Consider the following 21171-nt stretch of genomic DNA (forward strand, 5'->3'; position numbering starts at 1 on the left):
GTGCAGAAGTTTCTCGCGAAGGCCGGGGCTGGTTTTGTCCACGCAGCCTGTAGGTGACCTGTGTGCTCACTGGCAAGAGCGTGGCAGGCGAGTTCAGGCCCGCGCGATGGGGCTAGCCTCTCGGGGTGTCTCCCGCCCTCGAACCTGCCCGGTTGAGCCGCCGGCGCCTCAACGGTCGGGCGGTGTCGCACCAGCGCGGCAGGCGCCAAGGCCCCTGGGGCGGAATCATCCGTTTCGTGCTCGCCTCCCTGGCCGTGGTGCTGGCCAGCGTCCTCACCGTCACCGCGGTGGTTGTCGGGGCTACCGCTAGCAACGTCAGACCCGGGGTAACGCTGCTGCAGGCCGACGGCCAGGCCGCCCCCGTGCCGCAGGTGGGGCCCCTGGACGGCGGCGCGAACATCCTTCTGGCGGGCACCGATACCCGAACCGGCCAGGGCGGAGAGTTCAGCACCGATGACCAGCTCGACGGCAGCTCCGGTGCGGGCAGCAATGACGTGACCATGGTGCTGCACATCTCCGCGGATCACAGCAGCGCCGCCGTCATCAGCATCCCCCGCGATCTCGAGGTGCCGGTCCCCGAGTGCCCTGACGGCTCCGGCGGAACCATCGACGCGCAGGACCGCGCGATGTTCAACACCACGCTCGCCGAGGGCGGGCTCTCCTGTGTCGTGCTCACGGCCGAGCAGTTGACGGGGCTGACCATCCAGTACGCGGCGACCATCGACTTCGACGGCGTCATCGCGATGGCGGACGCCGTGGGAGGTGTCACGGTGTGCCTGGATGCGCCGGTGCTCGATCCTTCCGCCGGGCTCGACCTGCCCGCGGGGGAGCAGACGCTGGGCGGGGCGACCGCGCTCGGCTTCGTTCGAACTCGCTACGGAATCGGCGACGGCAGCGACCTCGGCAGGATCAGCAACCAGCAGGTCTTCCTCTCCGCCCTCGTGCGCAAGGTGATGAGTGAGGGCGTGCTCACGAACCCGATCCTGCTGTACCGCCTTGCCAGCACCGCGGCGACGAGCATCCAGGCCTCGGCATCACTGGCGAGCCCCGCGACGATGGTGTCGATGGCCCTCGCGCTGAAGGATATGAGCCTCTCGAACATCGTCTTCCTGCAGTACCCGGCGGTGACCGACCCCGATGACGTCAACCGGGTGGTCCCCGACGACGACGCGGCCAGCGCCCTCATCGCCGCCCTCGCGAGCGATGATCCGCTGCAACTGACCGGAACCCTGGGCGTGGGAGCCACCGCCGGCACAGCCGCTGTGCCGCCAGCCCCGCAGCCGTCGTCAACGCCGTCGGCGGGCGGTGAGGTCCGGGGTCACGGACCCGCCGCCACCCCCGCGCCCGCGGCCGCCCCCGTGGCCCTGCCCTCGAGCATCAACGGCCAGACCGCAGACCAGCCGACCTGCAGCAAGGCGAACGACTAGGCCGGGTCCTCGACGATGACGGCGCCCTCGTGGTCGATCCGGATCACGGTGCCGTCATCGAGCTCGACCACCGGCCGGCCCTCGAGCCAGGTGAGCGTCCAGCGCCAGCCGTCGGTCGACACCCCGGCGAGCTCGCCCTCGACGCTCGCGATCGCCTCGACGACCTCGACCGGCAGCCGCGACGGGGGCTCGTCGCCCACGTTCCAGCGCGTGCCGAGCTGCATCAGGTCTGCTTCTCGTAGGTGACCCAGGTGGTGCGGGTCGCGAGCTTGTCGTAGACGCTCTGGGCGGTCGTGTTGTCCGCGGCCGTGATCCAGCGGAGCTTGCCGCCGCCGTCGGATGCCGCGCGCTCGGCCACAGCGTCGATCAGCGCCGATCCGGCACCGGAGCCGCGGTGCCCGGGCTCCACGTAGAGGTCGTCGAGGTACCACTCGTTGGCCGCGGTGAACGTGTCGGGCAGGGCGCGGTAGTGCGCGAAGCCGTACGCCCGGCCGTCATCGACGGCCACCACGGCCTCCAGGGGCGACTCGGCGTTCATGAGCCAGTGCCACACGCCGTCGAGGACGGCGTCGCTGAACTCGGTCTTGTAGAAGACGCCGTACTCCCGGAAGAGGCGGCGCCACGCGTCCCGATCGCCCTCGTGGATGTCACGCACTTCGGTCACTGTTCCGCCGTTTCCGCGAGCACGATGTCCCGCACCTCGATCGACTCTGACACCACGAACTCTACGCTCGCGATGCGGCCGACGGCCCGGAGGTCGCCGAGGCCGAGCTCCAGGATCGCGGGGCCGGCGATAACCGCGGAGACGACGTCGGTCTTCTGCGACGCCTTCGCGTCGGTCTTGGCGCGACGTATCGAGATGAGGGCCTCGCTCACCGCGCCCAGCAGGCCGGATGGCTCGGCCTCGACTCCGAGGTCGGCGACAGTCGGCCAGCTCGCGGTGTGGATGCTGTCCTCGTGGGTCCAGCTCCACACCTCCTCGGTCGCGAACGGGAGGTACGGCGCGAACAGGCGCAGCAGCACGTCGATCGCGGTGCGCAGTGCCGTCGCCGCGCTCGCCTGCGCCTCGGCGGAGCCCGCTCCGTACGCGCGCTCCTTCACGAGCTCCAGGTAGTCGTCGCAGAAAGTCCAGAAGAACTGCTCAGCTGTCTCGAGCGCCTTAGCGTGGTCGAACTCCTCGAGGGCGGCCGTCGCGATGCTGATGACGCGGCCGAGCTCGGCGAGCATGTCGATGTCGAGCGGCTCGGTGACCGAGCTGGTTGCGCCCGTCGACACCGCCGCCTCCGGGAACGAGTACACGAACTTCGCCGCGTTCAGCACCTTGATCGCCAGGCGGCGCCCGATCTTGATCTGCTTCGGGTTCTGCGGGTCGAACGCCGCGTCCGTGCCCAGGCGCGACGAGGCAGCCCAGTACCGCACCGCGTCGGAGCCGTGCTCGTCGAGCATGCCCTTCGGGGTGACCACGTTGCCCTTGGACTTGGACATCTTCTTGCGGTCCGGGTCGACGATGAAGCCCGAGATCCCGGCGTTCTTCCACGGGATCTGGCCCTCCTCCAGCTCGGCGCGCAGCACCGTGGAGAACAGCCAGGTGCGGATGATGTCCTGGCCCTGGCTGCGCAGGGAGTAGGGGAAGACCAGGCTGAAGAGCTCGGGGTCGGTCACCCAGCCGCCCGCGATCTGCGGGGTGAGCGACGAGGTCGCCCACGTGTCCATGATGTCGAGCTCGCCCACGAAGGTGGTGCCGCGGTCGGCCTCGGTGTAGCCGGGGGGAACGTCGGACGACGGGTCCACCGGAAGGGCGTCCTCGGCCGGGACGATCGGCGCACCCTTCTCGCCGTTCGCGTCGAGCTCGTACCAGACCGGGATCGGCACGCCGAAGAACCGCTGCCGCGAGATGAGCCAGTCGCCCGTGAGGCCCCCCACCCAGTTCTCGTAGCGGATGCGCATGTGCTCGGGGGTGAACCCGATCTGCTGGCCCGCCGCGAGAAGGCGGTCGCGGAGCGCGGCATCCCGAGCGCCGTTCTTGATGTACCACTGGCGCGTGGAGATGATCTCGAGCGGCTTGTCGCCCTTCTCGAAGAACTTCACGGCGTGCGTGATCGGCTTGGGGTCGCCGATCATCTCGCCGGACTCCTTCAGCAGCTCGACCACGCGGGCCTTCGCGCTGAACACGGTCTTGCCCACGAGCTCCTGGTAGACCTCGACGGCGGCGGGGGAGAGCGCCTCGGGCGCGTCGGGCACGATGCGCCCGTCGGCGCCGATGATCGTGCGGTTCGGCAGGTCGAGCTCGCGCCACCACACCACGTCGGTGACGTCGCCGAAGGTGCAGATCATGGCGATGCCCGAGCCCTTGTCCTTCTGGGCGAGGTGGTGCGCGAGCACGGGCACCTCGACCCCGAACAGCGGGGTCGTCAGGGTGGTGCCGAACAGGTGCTGGTAGCGCTCGTCGTCGGGATGCGCGACCAGGGCCACGCACGCGGGCAGCAGCTCGGGGCGGGTGGTCTCGATCTCCACAGTCGACCCGTCGGGCTTGTGGAACGAGACGCGGTGGTAGGCCGCCGGCTGCTCCTTGTCCTCCAGCTCGGCCTGGGCGACCGCGGTGCGGAACGTGATGTCCCACAGCGTCGGCGCGTCCGCCTGGTAGGCCTCGCCGCGCGCGAGGTTGCGCACGAAGGCGCGCTGGGCGGCGAGCTGCGCCTCACGGCCGATGGTGCGGTAGGTGAGGTTCCAGTCGACGCTCAGGCCGAGCTGGCGCCAGAGGTCCTCGAACTGCTTCTCGTCCTCGGCGGTGAGGGTCTCGCACAGCTCGATGAAGTTGCGGCGCGAGATCGGCACCTGGTCGGCCGCCTTCGAGGAGGCATTGTCGCCGCCCTCCAGTGGAGGGGTGAAGGAGGGGTCGTAGGGCAGCGTCGGGTCGCAGCGCACGCCGTAGTAGTTCTGCACGCGGCGCTCGGTGGGCAGGCCGTTGTCGTCCCAGCCCATCGGGTAGAAGATGTCGCGGCCGCGCATCCGCTGGAAGCGCGTGACGAGGTCCATGTGGGTGTAGCTGAACACGTGGCCGATGTGCAGGCTGCCGGAGGCCGTGGGCGGCGGTGTGTCCACGGAGAAGACGTTGCCGCGAGTCGCCGAATCCCGATCGAACCGGTAGGTGCCGTTGGCCTCCCACGCTGGCGACCACTTGCCTTCGAGGCCTTCGAGGGCGGGCTTGTCGGGGATGGCGGCGGGCTGAGTCGACACAGTTGTGCTCCGGTTCGATATGTGCGGCACCGAGTCAGTAGATAGAGGTGCCTGAGTGTGGGTTGTGGTTCGATGGTACCGTGCCAGCCCCCACCCGCCGCGTCGCGATCGACCTCCGCGGCGGTGCACTGGGGCTCGTCGGCATCCGCCCCACGATCGTCATCGAGGGCCGCGCCCAGCCGACCCAGTGGGGCGTCGGCACCTGGCAGCTGCCGGCCGACCGCGACACCGAGGTGCGGGTGTTCCTCTACCGGTTCGGAGTCACCTCGGGCCGCGCATCCGTCACACTCAGACCGACGGATGCCCCGGCGCTGCGCTACCGCGCACCGTGGCTGCCCTTCCTCCGCGGCAGGTTCAGCGCGGGTTGATCGCGCCGAGTCGTCAAAAAGTGCTGCAGATCCTCTGATCTAGAGCACTTTTTGCACTCCGGCGCGGTGCGCCGGGGCTCAGCCCGTCACCTTGATGATCTTGCTGTGCTTGCTGCCGTCCGACCCGACCGCCGTGATCACGTAGGTGTGGCTGCCGTTGCCGCAGGTGTAGGTGAAGGGGCGGTAGCCGTCCGGGAAGTCGTTCGTCGAGTTGCCGCTCGCCGGCAGTGAGTCGCCGAAGAACGGCGACTGCTGGGCGTCGTTGCCGCCCGTGTCGACGCCGAAGTAGACGTAGTTCGCATTCGATGTCGACCACTGGATGGTGATCACCGGGTCGCCGCCCGAGCAGTCCGCGGACGTGGGGTTGATCGTGAAGCTCTCGACAGTGACCTCGGCGCTGGGCGGCGGGGGCGGCGGCGCTTCCGTCTGGGTCGGAGTCGGTGTGGGCGTCGGGGTCGTCGGCGTCGGCGTCGGCGTGGGGGTGGTGGATGCCGACGCGCTCGGCGTGGGCGTCGGCAGGGCGCCGGGCGTCCCGCTGCCCCTGGTGAGGAGCACGATCAGCACGATGAGGACCGCGAGCAGCAGCGCACCGCCGATCGAGGCGAGGATGATGATCAGCCGGCGCGACTTGCGCTCTTCGGCGACCTCTAGCGGAACCGTGGCCGCCGGAGCCTCGAACTTCTCAGTCGGGGCATCGCCCGCGGCATCGAAACGCTGGGTGGGAGTGTCGTCGCTCATTCAGGCCCCTCTGAAGGCTGCGTCCATCGGGGTGGAGTCCCCGAGCGAGGGACAGCCTATGACCATCCCTCGCCCGGCGACAACGGGTAGTGAGCGGTTGTCGCTACTCCGCGATCTCGTCGACGGGGCGCTTCCAGCGCGCGGCGACGAGGGCGGAGACCAGGGTGATGAGCGAGATCGCCCCGAGCACCACGCCCGGGTGCCACCACGCGGCATCCGTCGCGTTCGACAGGCCCTGGGTGACGAGCGGGATGAACCCGGAGATCGTCGCCGCGAAGGCGTACGCGATGGCCATGGCGCTGTAGCGCACCGGGCCGCCGAAGATGTTCGCCATGAGGCCGCCGAGCCCCGCCCACGCGAGCGTGGGGAGGATGCCGCCGATGATCATGGTGCCGACGAGGATCTCGAAGGTCGCGAACTGCAGCAGGTAGTACATCGGGAACGCGATGACGAGCGTGCCGATCGCGCCGATCAGGACGACGCGCGCCGGGCCGATGCGGTTGGCGAGCAGCCCGAAGAGCGGGATGGTCACGAACTGCAGGAGGCTGCCGATCAGGGTGGCGAGCGCGAGATCCGGGTAGGAGAACCCGAGCACGCTTATGCCGTAGCCGATCGTGTACGTGTTCATGAGCGCGTACGAGCCGATGCCGAGTAGCGCCGCCCCGATGGCGACCACGATCGCGACCGGGTACTTGCGGAAGGCCGCCAGCACCGGGATGCGCTCGCGCTTGTCCGCGGCGAGGATCGTCTTGAACACCGGGGTCTCATCGATCGAGATCCGCAGCCAGAGGGAGACGAGCAGAAGCGGGAATGCCACGAGGAACGGGATCCGCCAGCCCCACGCGAGCATGTCCGGCCCGGAGATGACGAGCGGAAGGATGATCAGCAGGGCCGCTGTGATCGTGGTGCCGACAGGGGAGCCCAGCTGCGGCAGCGCGGCGTAGAACCCGCGGCGCTTCGGCTCGACCTGCTCGACGGCGATCAGGATGCCGCCGCTCCACTCGCCACCGAGGGAGAGCCCCTGCACCACCCGCAGCAGCAGGAGCAGCAGGGGCGCCGCCAGGCCGATCGTCGCGAAGTCAGGCAGGAGGCCGATGGCGCCGGTGGCGAGCCCCATCACGGTGATCGTGATGATCAGGGTGCGCTTGCGGCCAATCCGGTCGCCGATGTTGCCGAAGAGGGCGGCACCGATCGGGCGGACCACGAACGCGACGGCGATGGACGCGAACGACGCGAGCAGCCCCGCGGCCGGGTCGAGCTCCGGGAAGAACAGGGCCGGGGCGAAGATCGCGCTGAAGTAGGCGAAGACGTAGAAGTCGAACGATTCGAGGGAGGAGCCGACGAGTGCGGCCCAGACTGCCTTACGGGCCTTGGCGGGCTCGTACTGCGGGGCGGGTACTGCTTCTTTAGTGGTTGGCGCTTTGCCACTGGTGATAGTCACGCTCACAGTCAATCAGCAGAAACGACGATCCATTCCCACTCATTGTTCTAGTTCAGCTATAGTAATTACATGTACCTCTCCGTTGACACCGGCTCCGCGACCCCGCTCTTCGAGCAGCTCGTGGCGGGCATCCGGGAGCAGGTCATCGACGGCTCGCTCAGCCAGGGCGAGCGGCTGCCGGCGGCGCGCGAGCTCGCGGAGTCCCTCGAGGTCAACGTCCACACCGTGCTCCGGGCGTACCAGGTGCTGCGGGACGAGGGGTTCCTCGACCTGCGTCGCGGCAGGGGAGCGGTCGTGGCATCCCGCGCCCGCGACTACGACCAGCTCGGCCGCGACATCGAGCGGGTCGTCGCCGAGGCCAAGAAGCTCGACCTCACCCCCAGCGCACTCACCGCTCTCATCAGGAAGGCCTTCGAATGACCGCTCACGCCCGATCCGTCATCATCGGCGTCATCACCCCGCTGCTCATCGCGCTCGCCGCCCTGATCGCGATGGTCGCGTCGCTGCCCCAGCTCCCCGTGCCCATGGCCGTCCACTGGGGCCCGAGCGGCGCGCCCGACCGGTTCGACAGCCCGGTCAGCGGCTTCGTCATCCTCACGGTCTTCGCCCTCGCGTGGAGCGCCTTCGCCTTTGTGATCGCCCGCCCGCTCGCGGGGCAGGGCTATCCGACCTTCAACCAGCGCCTCGTGCTGGCGATCGGCCCCTTCCTCATCACCCTCATCGGCGTGCTGATGGCGGGCTCCTTCCTCATCCAGCGCGGTGTTCCGGATGCCCGCACCGGCCCGTCCCTCACGCCCACCCTGATCACCGCCGCCGTGGCGGGCCTCGTGCTCGGCGCTGCCGCGTGGTTCGCGCTGCCGAAGCACGCGGCTCCGGCCGAGCCCACCGCCACCGCGCCGGAGGCGCTCGAGCTCGCCCCGGGCGAGCGCGCGGTCTGGACCCGCCACCTGCAGGTCTCGCGGGTGGTCTCCGTGATCCTCGTGGGCGTGCTCGTGATCGCCCTCGTCGGCGGCGGGATCGTCATGTGGCTCGCGGCGCCCCTGTGGGCGTTCGTGCTGTGGGTCGTGCTCTACGCCGTGGTCATCCTCGGCGTCATCGGCACGCTGTCCTGGCGGGTCACCGTCGACGAGCGCGGCTTCGCGGCCCGCTCCGTGCTCGGCTACCCGCGCTTCACCGTGCCGCTCGCCGAGGTCGGCTCGGCGCGCAGCGTCTCCGCCAGCGCCCTCCGCGAGTTCGGCGGGTACGGCGTCCGCTGGGCGGGAAAGGGGCGCTGGGGCGTCATCACGCGCTCGGGCGAGGCCCTCGAGGTGACGCGCGCGAACGGCAGCTCCGTCACGGTCACCGTGTCGCAGGCGGCAACCGGCGCCGCGCTGCTGAACTCCCTGGCCCGTCGCGCATAGAATGGGTTCACAGGCAGTGATCCGCTATCGACGGGGAGCCTCCGGAAGAGCCGCGACAGCGGGGTAGAACCGGAACAGCAGGTTGAGTGGTCCGGAGGTCCGGGCAAGCGGGGTGGTACCGCGGCGGAAGTCGTCCTCGTGCAACAGCATCAGGAGACCACATGCCGTACCCGCAGCACACACCGGATGAGCCCGTCCAGCCGTCGCCGAGCTTTCCCGCGATCGAGAAGCGCGTGCTCGACTACTGGAAGCAGGACGGCACCTTCCAGGCCTCCATCGACCAGCGCGAGGGCGCGCCCGAGTGGGTGTTCTACGACGGCCCGCCGTTCGCCAACGGCCTCCCGCACTACGGCCACCTCCTGACCGGCTACGCGAAGGACCTCTTCCCGCGCTTCCAGACCATGCGCGGCAAGCAGGTGCACCGCCGATTCGGCTGGGACACCCACGGACTGCCCGCGGAGCTCGAGGCGATGCGCCAGCTCGGCATCACCGAGAAGAGCCAGATCGAGGAGATGGGCATCGCGACCTTCAACGCGAAGGCCCGCGAGTCCGTGCTCGAGTACACGAAGGAGTGGGAGGACTACGTCACCCGCCAGGCCCGCTGGGTCGACTTCGAGAACGACTACAAGACGCTCGACGTGAGCTACATGGAATCCGTCATCTGGGCGTTCAAGCAGCTCTACACGAAGGGCCTCGCCTACGAGGGCTACCGGGTGCTGCCGTACTGCTGGCACGACGAGACGCCGCTCTCCAACCACGAGCTGCGCATGGACGACGACGTCTACAAGATGCGCCAGGACCAGTCGGTCACGGTCACCTTCCCGCTCGACGGAGCCAAGGCGGAGAGCCTGGGCCTCACCGCGGTCAAGGCCCTCGCGTGGACGACGACCCCGTGGACCCTCCCGACGAACCTCGCGCTCGCCGTCGGCCCCGGCATCGAGTACGCGGTGGTGCCGTCCGGCCCGCTCGGCGCGGCCGACGGCTCGGCCGCGGGCGTGGCGGAGTTCCTGCTCGCCGCCGACACGGTCGGCGCGTACGCCAAGGAGCTCGGATACGCCTCGGCCGCCGAGGTCGTCGTGAGCCGCACCGTCCTCGGTTCCCAGCTCGAGGGCGTCCGCTATGCGCGGCTGTGGGACTACTACGCCGACACCGAGGAGTGGGGCACGCAGAACGCGTGGCAGATCCTCGTCGCGGACTACGTCGCCACGGGCGAGGGAACCGGGATCGTGCACCAGGCACCCGCGTACGGCGAGGACGACCAGCTCGTGTGCGCTGCGGCGGGCATCCCGGTCATCCTGTCTGTCGACGACGGCGGCAGGTTCCTGCCGAATATCGAGGATGTCGCGGGCCTGCAGGTATTCGACGCCAACAAGCCGCTCACCCAGAAGCTCCGCGCCGACGGGCGCCTCTTCCGGGTCGCGAGCTACGAGCACAGCTACCCCCACTGCTGGCGCTGCCGCAACCCGCTCATCTACAAGGCCGTGTCGAGCTGGTTCGTGAAGGTCCCGGAGTTCCGCGACCGCATGGGCGAGCTCAACCAGGAGATCAACTGGGTTCCGGACAACGTCAAGGACGGCCAGTTCGGCAAGTGGATCGGCAATGCCCGCGACTGGTCGATCAGCCGCAACCGGTACTGGGGCAGCCCCATCCCGGTGTGGAAGAGCGACGACCCCGCCTACCCCCGCGTCGACGTGTACGGCTCGCTCGCGGAGCTCGAGGCCGACTTCGGAACTCTCCCGCTGAATGAGAAGGGGGAGCCCGACCTGCACCGCCCCTTCATCGACGACCTGACGCGCCCGAACCCCGACGACCCCACCGGCCGCTCGACGATGCGGCGCATCGAGGATGTGCTCGACGTGTGGTTCGACTCCGGCTCGATGCCGTTCGCGCAGGTGCACTACCCGTTCGAGAACCAGGAGTTCTTCGAGGCGCACAACCCCGCGGACTTCATCGTCGAGTACATCGGCCAGACCCGCGGCTGGTTCTACCTGCTGCACGTGCTCTCCACCGCCCTCTTCGACCGGCCGGCGTTCACGAACGTCATCAGCCACGGCATCGTTCTCGGCTCCGACGGCCAGAAGATGTCGAAGAGCCTGCGCAACTACCCGGATGTCAACGAGGTCTTCGACCGGGACGGCGCGGACGCGATGCGCTGGTTCCTCATGTCGTCGTCGGTGATCCGCGGCGGCAACCTCGTCGTGACGGAGGAGGGCATCCGGGAGGGAGTCCGGCAGCTGCTGCTCCCGCTGTGGAGCACGTACTACTTCTTCACCCTGTACGCGAACGCCGACGGCTACGAGGCGGCACGGGTCACGGGCACGCCCGACAACGTCCTCGACCGCTACATCCTCGCCAAGACCGGCGAGCTCGTCGACGCGATCACCATCGACCTCGAGAACCTCGACAGCCCGGTCGCCGCCACCAAGCTCCGCGACTTCGCCGACGTCCTGACCAACTGGTACGTGCGCCGCAGCCGCGACCGCTTCTGGCAGGGCGACAAGGATGCCTTCGACACCCTCTTCACCGTGCTCGAGACAGTCACGCGGGTCGCCGCACCGCTCATCCCGCTCGTCGCCGACGAGATGTGGCGCGGCCTCACGGGCGGCCGCAGCGTGCACCTCGAGGACTGGCCGGACGCGAAGCAGTACCCGTACGACCCCGAGCTCGTGGCCGAGATGGACTACGTGCGCGAGATCGCGTCCGCCGGCCTGGCCCTGCGCAAGTCGCGCAACCTGCGCGTGCGGCTGCCGCTGGCGAAGCTCACGGTGGTGACCGCCCGCGCCGACTGGTTCGACGGCGTCGAGGGCATCCTGCGGGACGAGCTCAACGTGAAGGGCGTCACCTTCCTCGGCGCGGCGGACCCGGGCGACTTCGGCATCACTCAGAAGCTCACGGTGAACGCGCGCGCTCTGGGACCGCGCCTGGGCAAGCAGGTTCAGCAGGTGATCCAGGCGGCCAAGGCGGGCAACTGGGTGCAGTCCGGCGCGAGCACCGTGGCCGTCGACGGCATCGACCTGTTCGAGGGCGAGTACGATCTCGAGCTTGAGGCCTCCGACGCGTCCAGCGCGATCGCCTTCCTCGGCGACGGGGGCTTCGTGCTCCTCGACACCGAGCTCACGCCGGCGCTCCTCGCGGAGGGCTTCGCGCGCGATGTCATCCGCTCCATCCAGGACACCCGCAAGGCCGCCGGCCTCGAGGTGAGCGACCGCATCGTCCTCACCATCACGGGCGGCCACAAGGCCGACATCGGCGCGCTCGGCGTCTTCGTCGAGACCATCGCGGCCGAGACGCTCGCGGTCGAGGCGACGTTCACCGAGGCCGCGGACCCCGAAGTCGCCGCGCTTTCGGCGCCGACAGGGACGCAGCGCACGGTGCTGCCTGTCGGGCAGTACTCGAATGCTGGTGTACTTGTCATCGACGTGACGAAGGCGGGAGCAGTAGATGTCTGATCGCGAAGAGTTCGACGAGGCTGACGTTGACGGATCTGGCGAGGGCGATCCCTCGGAGAACCCGCTGGCCGACCTGAGCCCGTTCGCCGACGGCAACGAGGGCACCAACCTCGACGAGGACTCGGACTTCGAGCTCGAGGACGCCGAGTACCAGGAGGACGCCGACCGCGTCTACGCCGAGCTGCTCGCGCGCATCGGCGAAGCCGCGCCGCAGCCGCGCCTCGACGCCACCCGCCGTGCGCTCGAGCTGCTCGGAGATCCGCAGCGGTCGTACCCGATCGTCCATGTCACCGGCACGAACGGCAAGACCTCGACGAGCCGCATGACGGAGAGCATCCTGCGCGCCTACGGCCTCCGCACCGGCCTCATGACCAGCCCGCACCTCGTGCGCGTCAACGAGCGCATCGTCGTGGACGGCCAGCCCATCTCGAACCGCGCGCTCGCCGCCAACTGGGACGACGTCCGCCCGTTCATCGAGCTCGTCGACTCCCAGCTCGAGGCCGAGGGCGAGGAGCCGCTCACCTTCTTCGAGGCGCTCACGGTGCTCGCCTACGCGAGCTTCGCCGACGCGCCCGTCGATGTCGCGGTGATCGAGGTCGGCATGGGCGGCGAGTGGGACTCCACCAACGTCGGCGACGGGCAGGTCGCCGTCTTCGCGCCCATCGCCCTCGACCACACCCAGCGCCTCGGCTCCGCGGTCGCCGAGATCGCCCGCACCAAGGCCGGGATCATCAAGCCCTCCGCCTCGGTCGTCTCGGCAGCCCAGGCTCCGGATGCCCTGGCAGAGCTGGAGCGCGCCGCGGGGCTCACGGAGTCGACCCTCGCGGTGGAGGGCTCGGCGTTCGCGCTGGAGAGCTCCACCGTCGCGGTCGGCGGACAGGTCATCTCCGTCCGCGGCCTCGCCGGCACGTACAACGACCTCTTCCTGCCGCTGTTCGGCGACCACCAGGGCCACAACGCCGCGCTCGCGATCGCGGCCGTTGAGTCGTTCCTCGGCGGGGGCACCCAGCCGCTCGTGGGCGACGTGCTCGCCGAGGGGCTCGCGACCGCGACATCCCCGGGCCGCCTGCAGATCATCGGCACCGAACCGACCGTGCTCGTGGATGCCGCGCACAACCCGCACGGCGCCGCCGCCCTCGCGACCGCCCTCAAGGAGTACTTCACCTTCGACGAGATCACGATCGTGCTGGGCGTGCTGCAGGACAAGGACGCGCGCGGCATCGTCGAGGCGCTCGCTCCCGTGGCGGAGCGCTTCCACGTCACGCAGTCGCAGTCCGAGCGTGCCGTGCCGTACGAGCAGCTCGCCGAGCTCGTGCTCGAGGTCGCCCACGAGGACGCGACCTACCAGTTCGCGAGCTTCGAGCACGCGGTGCAGGATGCCCGGGTCTGGGCCTCACAGGCACCCCGCCGCGCGGTGGTCGTGACCGGCTCTATCACCCTCGTGGGTGAGGCGATCGAGCTCGCGCTCAGCGAGAAGTGGAAGCCGTGAGCCGCCGCGTCCGCAGCACCTCCGAGTCGCTCCTGAGCATCGTGCTCGGGCTCGAGGCGGTCCTCATGTTCTTCGTGACGCTCACCGCGTTCGGCCTCAAGGCCGTGCCGCCCGTGACCGCGTTCGTCGGCGGGGGAGCGCTGATCGTCCTGCTCGTCGTCGTCGCCGGTCTCCTGCGGTTCCGCTGGGGCGTCTGGCTGGGCTGGGTGCTCCAGGCGGTTCTGGTTGCCACGGGCATCCTGCTGCCGGTCATGTACGTGGTCGGGGCGGGCTTCGCCGCGATCTGGGTGTACTGCTTCATCAAGGGCCGGCAGATCGACCGTGCCCGCGCACAACTACAGGAGAACTGACATGTCCGTCGAAGAAACCCTCGTCCTCGTCAAGCCCGACGGTGTCGCCCGCAACCTGACCGGCGAGATCCTGCGCCGCATCGAGGCCAAGGGCTACCAGCTCGTCGACGTGAAGCTCGTGCAGGCCGACCTCGAGCTGCTCGCCGCGCACTACGAGGAGCACCAGGGCAAGCCGTTCTACGAGCCGCTCGTCGAGTTCATGCAGTCGGGGCCGGTTGTCGCGCTGCGCATCGCGGGCAACCGCGTGATCGAGGGCTTCCGCGCGCTCGCCGGCACGACCGACCCCACGACGGCGGCGCCCGGCACGATCCGCGGCGACCTCGGCCGCGACTGGGGCCTCAAGGTGCAGCAGAACCTGGTGCACGGCAGCGACTCGCCCGAGTCAGCGGCCCGTGAGCTCGCTCTCTGGTTCTAGGGCGCACCAGCGGGTTGAGTAAGGCGCTCTGGCGCCTGTATCGAAACCTCAGGTCCGGTTTCGATTCGGTCGCGGGTTGAGTAAGGCGCTCTGGCGCCTGTATCGAAACCTCACGTCCGGTTTCGATACGGCCGCGGGTTGAGTAAGGCGCTCTGGCGCCTGTATCGAAACCTCACGTCAGGTTTCGATACGGTCGCGGGCGGCCTACTCAACCAGCGCTAGACGACCAGCGTCGCGAGCACGTCGAGGCGCACCTGCGCGACGACCGCGATGATCAGGTACCCGACGATCGTGATGACCGGCACCCACGAGTACAGGCGCGCGCCCAGCGGCTGCAGCCCCTGGCCGAGGCGGCCGGCGCGGGCGTTGGCGAGCGTGAGCGTCCAGAACAGCGGAATCGTCACGGACCAGACGAGCATGCACCAGGGGCACAGGGTGCCGAGGTTGAAGATGCTCTGGTAGGCGAGCCACAGGCAGAACGCGAACGCTCCGAGCACGCCCGCGTTGAAGGCTATCCAGAACCAGCGGGCGAAGGATGCCCCGGCCAGCAGTGCCACGCCGACGGCGATCGGGGCGACGAACCCGCCGAGGCCGAGGAGCGGGTTGGGGAACCCCAGAACGGCGCCCTGCCACGAGCCGAGGTTGACCCCGCACTGCACGAGCACGCTGAAGTTGCAGTCGAGATCGGCCTGCGGGTTCTCGAGCACGGCGATCTTGTCGAGGGTGAGCGCGAACGACGCGTACCAGCCGATGACCCCCGTGACGATGAGTACGAGGGCGAGGGAGAGAGGGCGTTTCGAGGCGACCGCGTCAGTCATGGTCGGATTATTGCACGCGCCGAAAACGAGCCTCACAGGGAATGCGTGCGATAATGACAAGCAGTCAGTCGAGCCGCGCTCGACACGACACCAAACAGTGCTTTCCGGGCTGGACCTGCAACGAACACGCAGGGCTGAACCGGACCGAAGCCGGATAGCCAGTTCCGGAATATTGCTGTGACAGAGCAGGCACGCGTGAGCCAACGCCCATGAGGGGCGCAGAGCCCGTGTGCAGACCTGAAGGATTAGTAGCGGTGCCGCCGACAAGGCGGGATAGCGCACGAGAGAGTACCCGGTGGGTGGCGCGGTTGCCCATCCGGGCTAGGAGTACACCAGCAATGGTGAATAACGACGAGAATCCGAAGAAGAGAAGCCGTCTGTTCGGCGGACGCAAGGCAGCTGCCCCGGATGCCCCGGCACCCGTAGCGGAGCCGGTAGAGGCCCCCGCCGAGGTGGTCGAGCCGCCGAAGGCCACGCGCACCCGGGCCCCGAAGGCCGCAGCTCCCGCGAAGAGCGCGGCCGACCACGTGAACGCCGGCGGAGCCGCGCTGCCCGAGGCCGCCGAGTCCGCGGAGGCAGCTGTTGCCCCGGAGGCCGCCCAGGCCCCGAAGCGGCGCAGTGCTCCGAAGAAGCCCGCCGCCGAGGCATCCGCCACCGAGTCCTCGCTGCCCGTCGTGGAGACGAAGGCGCCCGTGCGCCCGACCACCTCTCTGCTGTTCCAGGCTCCCGACCTTCCCCCGCTGCCCCCCGTCCGCGCACCGCGCGGCGGCGGCAACGGCCCCGCGCTCGACCTGCCCGACGAGGCCGGCACCGTGCGCCGCCGCTCGCGCCGCCGGCCCGGCGAGGAGTCGCGCCCCGGCGACGAGGCGCCCAACACCGTCGTGCGGGTGCGCCAGCCGCGCCCCGAGCCTGTGCTCAGCAACGAGCCGACTCGCGTCAAGGGCTCCACGCGCCTCGAGGCCAAGAAGCAGCGCCGCCGTGACGGCCGCGATGCCGGTCGCCGTCGTCCGGTCGTGACCGAGAGCGAGTTCCTCGCCCGCCGCGAGAGCGTCGACCGCGTCATGGTCGTGCGCTCGAAGTTCGACCGCATCCAGATCGCCGTTCTCGAGGACGGCGTGCTCGTCGAGCACTACGTCGCCAAGTCGCAGGACGCGAGCCTCATCGGCAACGTCTACCTCGGTCGCGTGCAGAACGTGCTGCCCTCCATGGAGGCGGCCTTCGTCGACATCGGCCGCGGCCGCAACGCCGTGCTGTACTCCGGCGAGGTCGACTGGGATGCCGCGGCGCTCGACAGCGACGGCAAGAACCAGGCCCGTCGCATCGAGCTCGCGCTCAAGCCCGGCGACCGCGTGCTCGTCCAGGTCACCAAGGACCCGGTCGGCCACAAGGGCGCCCGCCTCACCTCGCAGGTCTCCCTGCCCGGCCGCTACCTCGTGTACGTGCCGAACGGCTCCATGTCCGGGATCAGCCGCAAGCTGCCGGACACCGAGCGCGCCCGCCTCAAGAAGATCCTCAAGGAGGTGCTGCCCGAGAACGTGGGCGTGATCGTGCGCACCGCCGCCGAGGGTGCCACCGAGGAGCAGCTGACACTCGACGTCCAGCGCCTCACCAACCAGTGGGCCGAGATCAGCCGCCTGGTCGAGTCGCAGCAGGCGCCCGCGCTCCTGCACTCGGAGCCGGACCTGCTCATCAAGATCGTGCGCGACGTCTTCAACGAGGACTTCCAGAAGCTCGTCATCGAGGGTGACGACGCGCGCCAGACCATCGAGAGCTACCTGCGCGGTGTCGCGCCCGACCTGCTTGACCGGCTCGCGAGCTACGAGGGCAACAACGACTCGTTCGACGAGTTCCGCGTCAGCGAGCAGATCGAGAAGGCCCTCGACCGCAAGGTGTGGCTGCCCTCCGGCGGCTCCCTCGTGATCGACCGCACCGAGGCCATGACCGTCGTCGACGTCAACACCGGCAAGTTCGTCGGCTCGGGCGGCAACCTCGAGGAGACGGTGACCAAGAACAACCTCGAGGCCGCCGAGGAGATCGTCCGCCAGCTGCGCCTGCGCGACATCGGCGGCATCATCGTCGTCGACTTCATCGACATGGTGCTCGAGTCGAACCGCGACCTCGTGCTCCGCCGCCTGGTGGAGTGCCTGAGCCGCGACCGGACGAAGCACCAGGTCGCTGAGGTCACCTCGCTCGGCCTCGTGCAGATGACGCGCAAGAAGCTCGGCCTCGGCCTGCTCGAGACGTTCAGCGAGCCCTGCGAGGTGTGCTCGGGCCGCGGCATCATCGTGCACCACGACCCCGTGACCAAGCACCGCCAGCAGCAGCAGACCGCGCAGCCCGAGACGAGCGGCGGCGGCCGTCGTGGCCGCAACCGCGGCGGCAACGGCGGCGGGGGAGCGCAGGCCCCGTCAAACAACGTCAAGAACGGCGTCGGTTCCACGGGCACGCACGCGATCACCGAGGACGTGCGCAACGCACTCGCCCGGGTCGCCGCGAGCACCGTTCACACCACCGAGATCCCGGTCCAGGAGGCCGCGCCGAGCCAGGCGGAGGAGGCGACTGTCGCCGCCGCCGAGGCCGCTGTCGCGATCCTCGACATCCCCGTGACGAAGGCACCGCGCCAGCCCCGGAAGATCTCGACGCACGACGCCGAGCAGATCCTCGACTCCGTGCTCGACGCGCTGCCCGAGCCGAAGCAGCCCGGCCAGGGCCGCTCGCGCGGGTCGCGCCGGGTCTCGTCGCCGATCATCACCACGGACAACCAGTAGGGGCAGGTTGAGTAGGCCGCCCGCGGCCGTATTGAATCCCGGTTTCGATACGACCCTGGCGGGCCTACTCACCTCACCCAGTTCCACCGTTTAGGCTTCCCCCGTGGAATCCGGCGTACTCGAGCACGAGCATGTCCACGCCCCCGCGCGCAGCCCCCGCCGGTTCGTCTGGCTGGGCATCGGCGTCGTCGGGATAGCGGGGCTCCTGGGCATCCGGGCGATCCTCGAAGGCAGCGGTTTCTCGCTGCCGAACGAGGCGCAGGACCTGCTCACCCTGAGCATCAGCGTGGTCATCGAGTCGCTGCCGTTCGTCATCCTCGGTATCCTCCTGTCGATCGTGGTGCAGGTCTGGCTGCCCGACGGCATCCTGATGAAGTACCTGCCGCGCAACCCGGTGCTGCGGCGGCTCTGCATCTCGATGTTCGGGATCTTCCTGCCGGTGTGCGAGTGCGGCAACGTGCCACTCGCCCGCGGTCTGATCGTCGGCGGCTTCACGGTGCCCGAGTCGATGACCTTCCTGCTCGCCGCCCCGATCGTCAACCCGATCACGATCATCACCACCCACCAGGCCTTCGGCTTCGACGACGGCATCCTCGTGGCCCGCCTGCTCGGCGGTCTCGCCGTCGCGAACATCATCGGCTGGCTGTTCAGCCTCCACCCGCGGCAGGATGACCTGCTCACGTCCGGCTTCGCGGCCGAGTGCCGGCGCCCCGCCGCCGAGCACGGCCACTCACGGGCGAGCAAGAGCGTGGACATCTTCATCCGCGAGGCCAGCGTCATCATGCCGGCGCTCTTCATCGGCGCCCTCGTCGCGGGTGCCATCCAAGTGGCGGTGCCGCGCGACGTGCTCGTGGCGCTCGGCAGCAACCCGCTGTGGTCGATCCTCGCGATGATGGTGCTCGCGTTCGTGATCGCGGTGTGCTCCAACGTCGACGCGTTCTTCATCCTCCCGTTCGCGAACACCTTCATGCCGGGGTCGATCGCGACCTTCCTCGTGTTCGGGCCGATCATCGACATCAAGATGCTCGCGATCCTGCGCACGACGTTCACGACGAGGGTGCTCGTGCAGCTGACCGTGGTGGTGGGGCTGCTGAGCGCGCTCGTCGGGGTGGTGGTGAACTATGTGGCCTAGGGTTCAGCGCTGGCGCGGAGTGGTCCTCATCGCGATCGCCGTGGTGGCGACGATCTGGCTCTCCTTCGACAACCAGCTCGTGCTCTACATCCACCCCCGCTACATCGTGTTCACGCTGATCATGGGCGTCCTCGCGCTCGGCCTGGTGGTCGCGAGCCTCGTCGTGCGCACCCACCCGGAGGACGAGGAGGAGCCCGGCCGGCGAGGGAAGGCGCTCTCGAGCATCGGGCTGGGCGTGGCGGCCCTGATCGCGGTGGCCATGGTGGTCGTCCCGCCGGCGACCCTCACGAGCGCGACCGCGAGCCAGCGCGACATCAACAGCACCACGCTCGGCACGGAGACGCAGTCGCTGAGTGCTGCGGACGCGGCATCCACTTCTACGTTCACGACCTTCACCGTGGTCGACTGGGCGTCCCTGCTGCGCCAGACGAGCGACCTGACGTTCTACCAGGGCAAGCCGGTCGACGTGGTGGGCTTCATCACGCCGGATCCGGACGACCCGGCCAACATGTTCTACGTCTCCCGGTTCGTGGTCACCTGCTGCGCCGTCGATGCGCAGCCCACGGGCATCCCGGTCTTCCTCGCCAACTGGCAGGACACCTACGCCGTCGACGACTGGATCGAGGCGACCGGCCAGTTCGGCACCAACCCCAGCACGTCGAGCAAGCAGTCGATCGCGCTGCACCCCGACGCCGTCACGAAAGTGGACCAGCCGAGTGAGCCCTACCTCTACTGAGGGCGCGGCCTTCCGCCGAGCCCTCGCGCTCACGGTCGGCGCCCTCGTGCTGCTCTGCGGGCTGTTCCTCGTGCTCGGCTACCTGCAGGGGCCGAAGCTCTCCAGCGCCCAGGTCGACACCAAGGGCGTCGTGGAGCAGAGCGGGCAGCAGGTACGGCTGTTCGCCAACCAGGCGGTCGCGCAGGTGAAGCACTCGCAGGTATCGGTGGAGCCGGCCACCGGATTCACCGTCGCCACCCAGGGCGACATCATCGCCGTGCAGTTCGACTCGCGACTCAAGTACGCCACCGACTACCGGGTGACCGTCGACGGGGTCACGAGCGTGTACCTCGCACAGCCCGCCACGATCAGCTACCAGTTCACGACGGACTCGCCCAAGCTCCACTACCTGGACCGGGGCGAGACCACGGACGACATCGTCACCACCGGCCTGCGCGGCTCAGACCGCCAGATCATCTACTCGACGCCGCACATCCAGGACTTCGCGGTGCTCGACCAGTTCCTCGCCGTCGTCACCCTGGGGGACGACCGCACCAGCTCGCTCACGTTCGTCAACACCGACACCTCGGTCGTCGAGAAAGTGCGGCTGCCCGACACCGGGTCGATCTCCGCCCTGGATGCCTCGGCCGCGGGCAACACTCTCGGCTTCACCCTCACGAGCGCCCAGGCCGGCCTCGGTCAGAAGAACAACTCGACCCTCTACACGATCGACCTCACCGCGGGGCGCGCCGCCAACCCGGTCCTCGGACTCGACGGGAAGCCGATCGACGTGCTCGGCTGGCAGTTCCTCCCCGGCACCGGAACTCTGCTCGCCCTCACCTTCCAGCGCAGCCTCCTGCTGATCGACCCCGCCACGGGCGCCATCACCCCGCTGGGGCAGTTCCTGAGCTTCGACAAGGTCGCCGTCGATGGGCGCAGCGTCACCATGACCGACTCGTTCGGCGAGGTGTCCCTCGAGCTCGCGACAGGGGAGGTGACTCGGCTCCAGCCCTCGCCCGTCGACGGCAAGAAGGCCTTCCAGGGCGCGACCGCGACGCTGCCCGACGGCGGCCGCATCCAGAAGGTCGTCGTGCCCGACCCCACCGGCCGGCGGTTCAGCAGCCTCCTCGTCTACGACGACGGCGCCACCTCCCGCGTGCTGTACCAGACGCCCGACGACGGCGGTAGCATCAGCGACTTCACCGTGTCGCCCAACGGGCAGTACGTGGCAATTGAGACGGTTCCGGATGCCTCGGCCAGCGTCTCCGACGGGTACTACTACAACGCCCGGTCGACGTCGGTGACGACGGTGCTCGTGGACGTGGAGTCGGGGGCGCAGACGCGGTCGGTCGAAGGGTTCGCGCTGCGCTGGTAGGCCCGGGGGCGCCACGCCCTTCCTCGGCCCATGCGGAGGTTTCGGGCAC

At 69.2% G+C, this 21171-nt stretch carries 18 protein-coding genes; 12 read left to right on the forward strand and 6 right to left on the reverse strand.

What is annotated here, in order from left to right:
- The first annotated feature begins 182 nt into the window (after window positions 1-182).
- The gene (locus tag AC1RTC_RS01755) at window positions 183-1427 is read left to right on the forward strand and encodes an LCP family protein (protein WP_493153733.1); all 1245 of its coding nucleotides are present in this window, start codon (window positions 183-185) and stop codon (window positions 1425-1427) included.
- Here the strand turns inward: AC1RTC_RS01755 and AC1RTC_RS01760 are convergent.
- The 3 genes from AC1RTC_RS01760 to valS are packed head-to-tail and all read right to left on the reverse strand — an operon-like array spanning window position 1424 to window position 4664.
- Window positions 1424-1651: a hypothetical protein gene (locus AC1RTC_RS01760; protein WP_493153734.1), complete on the reverse strand. Its 228-nt coding sequence runs from the start codon at window positions 1649-1651 to the stop codon at window positions 1424-1426. The genes AC1RTC_RS01755 and AC1RTC_RS01760 overlap by 4 nt on opposite strands.
- The gene (locus AC1RTC_RS01765) at window positions 1651-2091 is read right to left on the reverse strand and encodes a GNAT family N-acetyltransferase (RefSeq protein WP_493153735.1); all 441 of its coding nucleotides are present in this window, start codon (window positions 2089-2091) and stop codon (window positions 1651-1653) included. Before AC1RTC_RS01765 ends, AC1RTC_RS01760 begins: the two co-directional genes overlap by 1 nt.
- Entirely contained in the window at window positions 2088-4664 is a 2577-nt protein-coding gene (gene valS / locus AC1RTC_RS01770; RefSeq protein ID WP_493153736.1) for a valine--tRNA ligase, read from the reverse strand. Before valS ends, AC1RTC_RS01765 begins: the two co-directional genes overlap by 4 nt.
- 80 nt (window positions 4665-4744) lie before the next feature.
- Here valS and AC1RTC_RS01775 point away from each other — a divergent pair, with 80 nt between their 5' ends.
- Window positions 4745-5032 (forward strand): hypothetical protein, encoded by a 288-nt coding sequence (locus tag AC1RTC_RS01775; RefSeq protein ID WP_493153737.1) that lies wholly within the window; start codon window positions 4745-4747, stop codon window positions 5030-5032.
- A 78-nt stretch (window positions 5033-5110) separates the two neighbouring features.
- On the opposite strand, the gene AC1RTC_RS01780 is transcribed toward AC1RTC_RS01775, so the two are convergent.
- Complete coding sequence (locus AC1RTC_RS01780; RefSeq protein ID WP_493153738.1) at window positions 5111-5770, reverse strand: hypothetical protein; 660 nt, start codon at window positions 5768-5770, stop codon at window positions 5111-5113.
- A gap of 103 nt (window positions 5771-5873) precedes the next feature.
- Window positions 5874-7211, reverse strand: a complete 1338-nt coding sequence (locus tag AC1RTC_RS01785) for an MFS transporter (RefSeq protein WP_493153739.1) — start codon at window positions 7209-7211, stop codon at window positions 5874-5876.
- A gap of 69 nt (window positions 7212-7280) precedes the next feature.
- Between AC1RTC_RS01785 and AC1RTC_RS01790 the strand changes: the two genes are divergently transcribed.
- The 6 genes from AC1RTC_RS01790 to ndk all read left to right on the forward strand — a co-directional run bounded on the left by AC1RTC_RS01790 (window position 7281) and on the right by ndk (window position 14314).
- On the forward strand, window positions 7281-7631 hold the full coding sequence (locus AC1RTC_RS01790) for a GntR family transcriptional regulator (protein WP_493153740.1): 351 nt from the start codon (window positions 7281-7283) through the stop codon (window positions 7629-7631).
- Window positions 7628-8611, forward strand: a complete 984-nt coding sequence (locus tag AC1RTC_RS01795) for a DUF1648 domain-containing protein (RefSeq protein WP_493153741.1) — start codon at window positions 7628-7630, stop codon at window positions 8609-8611. The genes AC1RTC_RS01790 and AC1RTC_RS01795 overlap by 4 nt, the downstream gene beginning before the upstream one ends.
- Window positions 8612-8772: 161 nt before the next feature.
- Complete coding sequence (ileS, locus tag AC1RTC_RS01800) at window positions 8773-12060, forward strand: isoleucine--tRNA ligase (RefSeq protein ID WP_493153742.1); 3288 nt, start codon at window positions 8773-8775, stop codon at window positions 12058-12060.
- A complete protein-coding gene (locus AC1RTC_RS01805; protein ID WP_493153743.1) occupies window positions 12053-13549 on the forward strand; it encodes a bifunctional folylpolyglutamate synthase/dihydrofolate synthase in 1497 nt (498 codons plus the stop codon). Before ileS ends, AC1RTC_RS01805 begins: the two co-directional genes overlap by 8 nt.
- Complete coding sequence (locus AC1RTC_RS01810; protein ID WP_493153744.1) at window positions 13546-13899, forward strand: DUF4233 domain-containing protein; 354 nt, start codon at window positions 13546-13548, stop codon at window positions 13897-13899. The genes AC1RTC_RS01805 and AC1RTC_RS01810 overlap by 4 nt, the downstream gene beginning before the upstream one ends.
- Before the next feature lies 1 nt (window position 13900).
- Window positions 13901-14314 carry a nucleoside-diphosphate kinase gene (ndk, locus tag AC1RTC_RS01815; protein ID WP_493153745.1) on the forward strand — a complete coding sequence of 138 codons (414 nt, stop codon included), beginning with the start codon at window positions 13901-13903 and terminating at the stop codon, window positions 14312-14314.
- A 218-nt stretch (window positions 14315-14532) separates the two neighbouring features.
- Here the strand turns inward: ndk and AC1RTC_RS01820 are convergent, their stop codons facing one another.
- Window positions 14533-15132, reverse strand: a complete 600-nt coding sequence (locus AC1RTC_RS01820) for a vitamin K epoxide reductase family protein (RefSeq protein WP_493153746.1) — start codon at window positions 15130-15132, stop codon at window positions 14533-14535.
- Between the two features lie 338 nt (window positions 15133-15470).
- On the opposite strand from AC1RTC_RS01820, the gene AC1RTC_RS01825 reads away from it, so the two are divergent.
- The 4 genes from AC1RTC_RS01825 to AC1RTC_RS01840 all read left to right on the forward strand — a co-directional run bounded on the left by AC1RTC_RS01825 (window position 15471) and on the right by AC1RTC_RS01840 (window position 21122).
- Window positions 15471-17900 (forward strand): Rne/Rng family ribonuclease, encoded by a 2430-nt coding sequence (locus tag AC1RTC_RS01825; RefSeq protein ID WP_493153747.1) that lies wholly within the window; start codon window positions 15471-15473, stop codon window positions 17898-17900.
- Between the two features lie 103 nt (window positions 17901-18003).
- Window positions 18004-19032 carry a permease gene (locus tag AC1RTC_RS01830; protein WP_493153748.1) on the forward strand — a complete coding sequence of 343 codons (1029 nt, stop codon included), beginning with the start codon at window positions 18004-18006 and terminating at the stop codon, window positions 19030-19032.
- The gene (locus AC1RTC_RS01835; RefSeq protein ID WP_493153749.1) at window positions 19022-19768 is read left to right on the forward strand and encodes a TIGR03943 family putative permease subunit; all 747 of its coding nucleotides are present in this window, start codon (window positions 19022-19024) and stop codon (window positions 19766-19768) included. The genes AC1RTC_RS01830 and AC1RTC_RS01835 overlap by 11 nt, the downstream gene beginning before the upstream one ends.
- Window positions 19749-21122, forward strand: coding sequence for an Ig-like domain-containing protein (locus tag AC1RTC_RS01840; protein ID WP_493153750.1), 1374 nt, complete (start codon window positions 19749-19751; stop codon window positions 21120-21122). The genes AC1RTC_RS01835 and AC1RTC_RS01840 overlap by 20 nt, the downstream gene beginning before the upstream one ends.
- Window positions 21123-21171: the final 49 nt, after the last annotated feature.

The sequence above is a fragment of the Rhodoglobus sp. GW821-FHT12B09 genome (assembly GCF_058809925.1).

Coding starts and splice junctions, on each gene's coding strand:
- AC1RTC_RS01760 (WP_493153734.1), bottom strand. CDS start 1,651: ATGCAGCTCGGCACGCGCTGGAACGTGGGCGACGAGCCCCCGTCGCGG.
- AC1RTC_RS01780 (WP_493153738.1), bottom strand. CDS start 5,770: ATGAGCGACGACACTCCCACCCAGCGTTTCGATGCCGCGGGCGATGCC.
- AC1RTC_RS01790 (WP_493153740.1), top strand. CDS start 7,281: ATGTACCTCTCCGTTGACACCGGCTCCGCGACCCCGCTCTTCGAGCAG.
- AC1RTC_RS01795 (WP_493153741.1), top strand. CDS start 7,628: ATGACCGCTCACGCCCGATCCGTCATCATCGGCGTCATCACCCCGCTG.
- ileS (WP_493153742.1), top strand. CDS start 8,773: ATGCCGTACCCGCAGCACACACCGGATGAGCCCGTCCAGCCGTCGCCG.
- AC1RTC_RS01805 (WP_493153743.1), top strand. CDS start 12,053: ATGTCTGATCGCGAAGAGTTCGACGAGGCTGACGTTGACGGATCTGGC.
- ndk (WP_493153745.1), top strand. CDS start 13,901: ATGTCCGTCGAAGAAACCCTCGTCCTCGTCAAGCCCGACGGTGTCGCC.
- AC1RTC_RS01820 (WP_493153746.1), bottom strand. CDS start 15,132: ATGACTGACGCGGTCGCCTCGAAACGCCCTCTCTCCCTCGCCCTCGTA.
- AC1RTC_RS01825 (WP_493153747.1), top strand. CDS start 15,471: ATGGTGAATAACGACGAGAATCCGAAGAAGAGAAGCCGTCTGTTCGGC.
- AC1RTC_RS01835 (WP_493153749.1), top strand. CDS start 19,022: ATGTGGCCTAGGGTTCAGCGCTGGCGCGGAGTGGTCCTCATCGCGATC.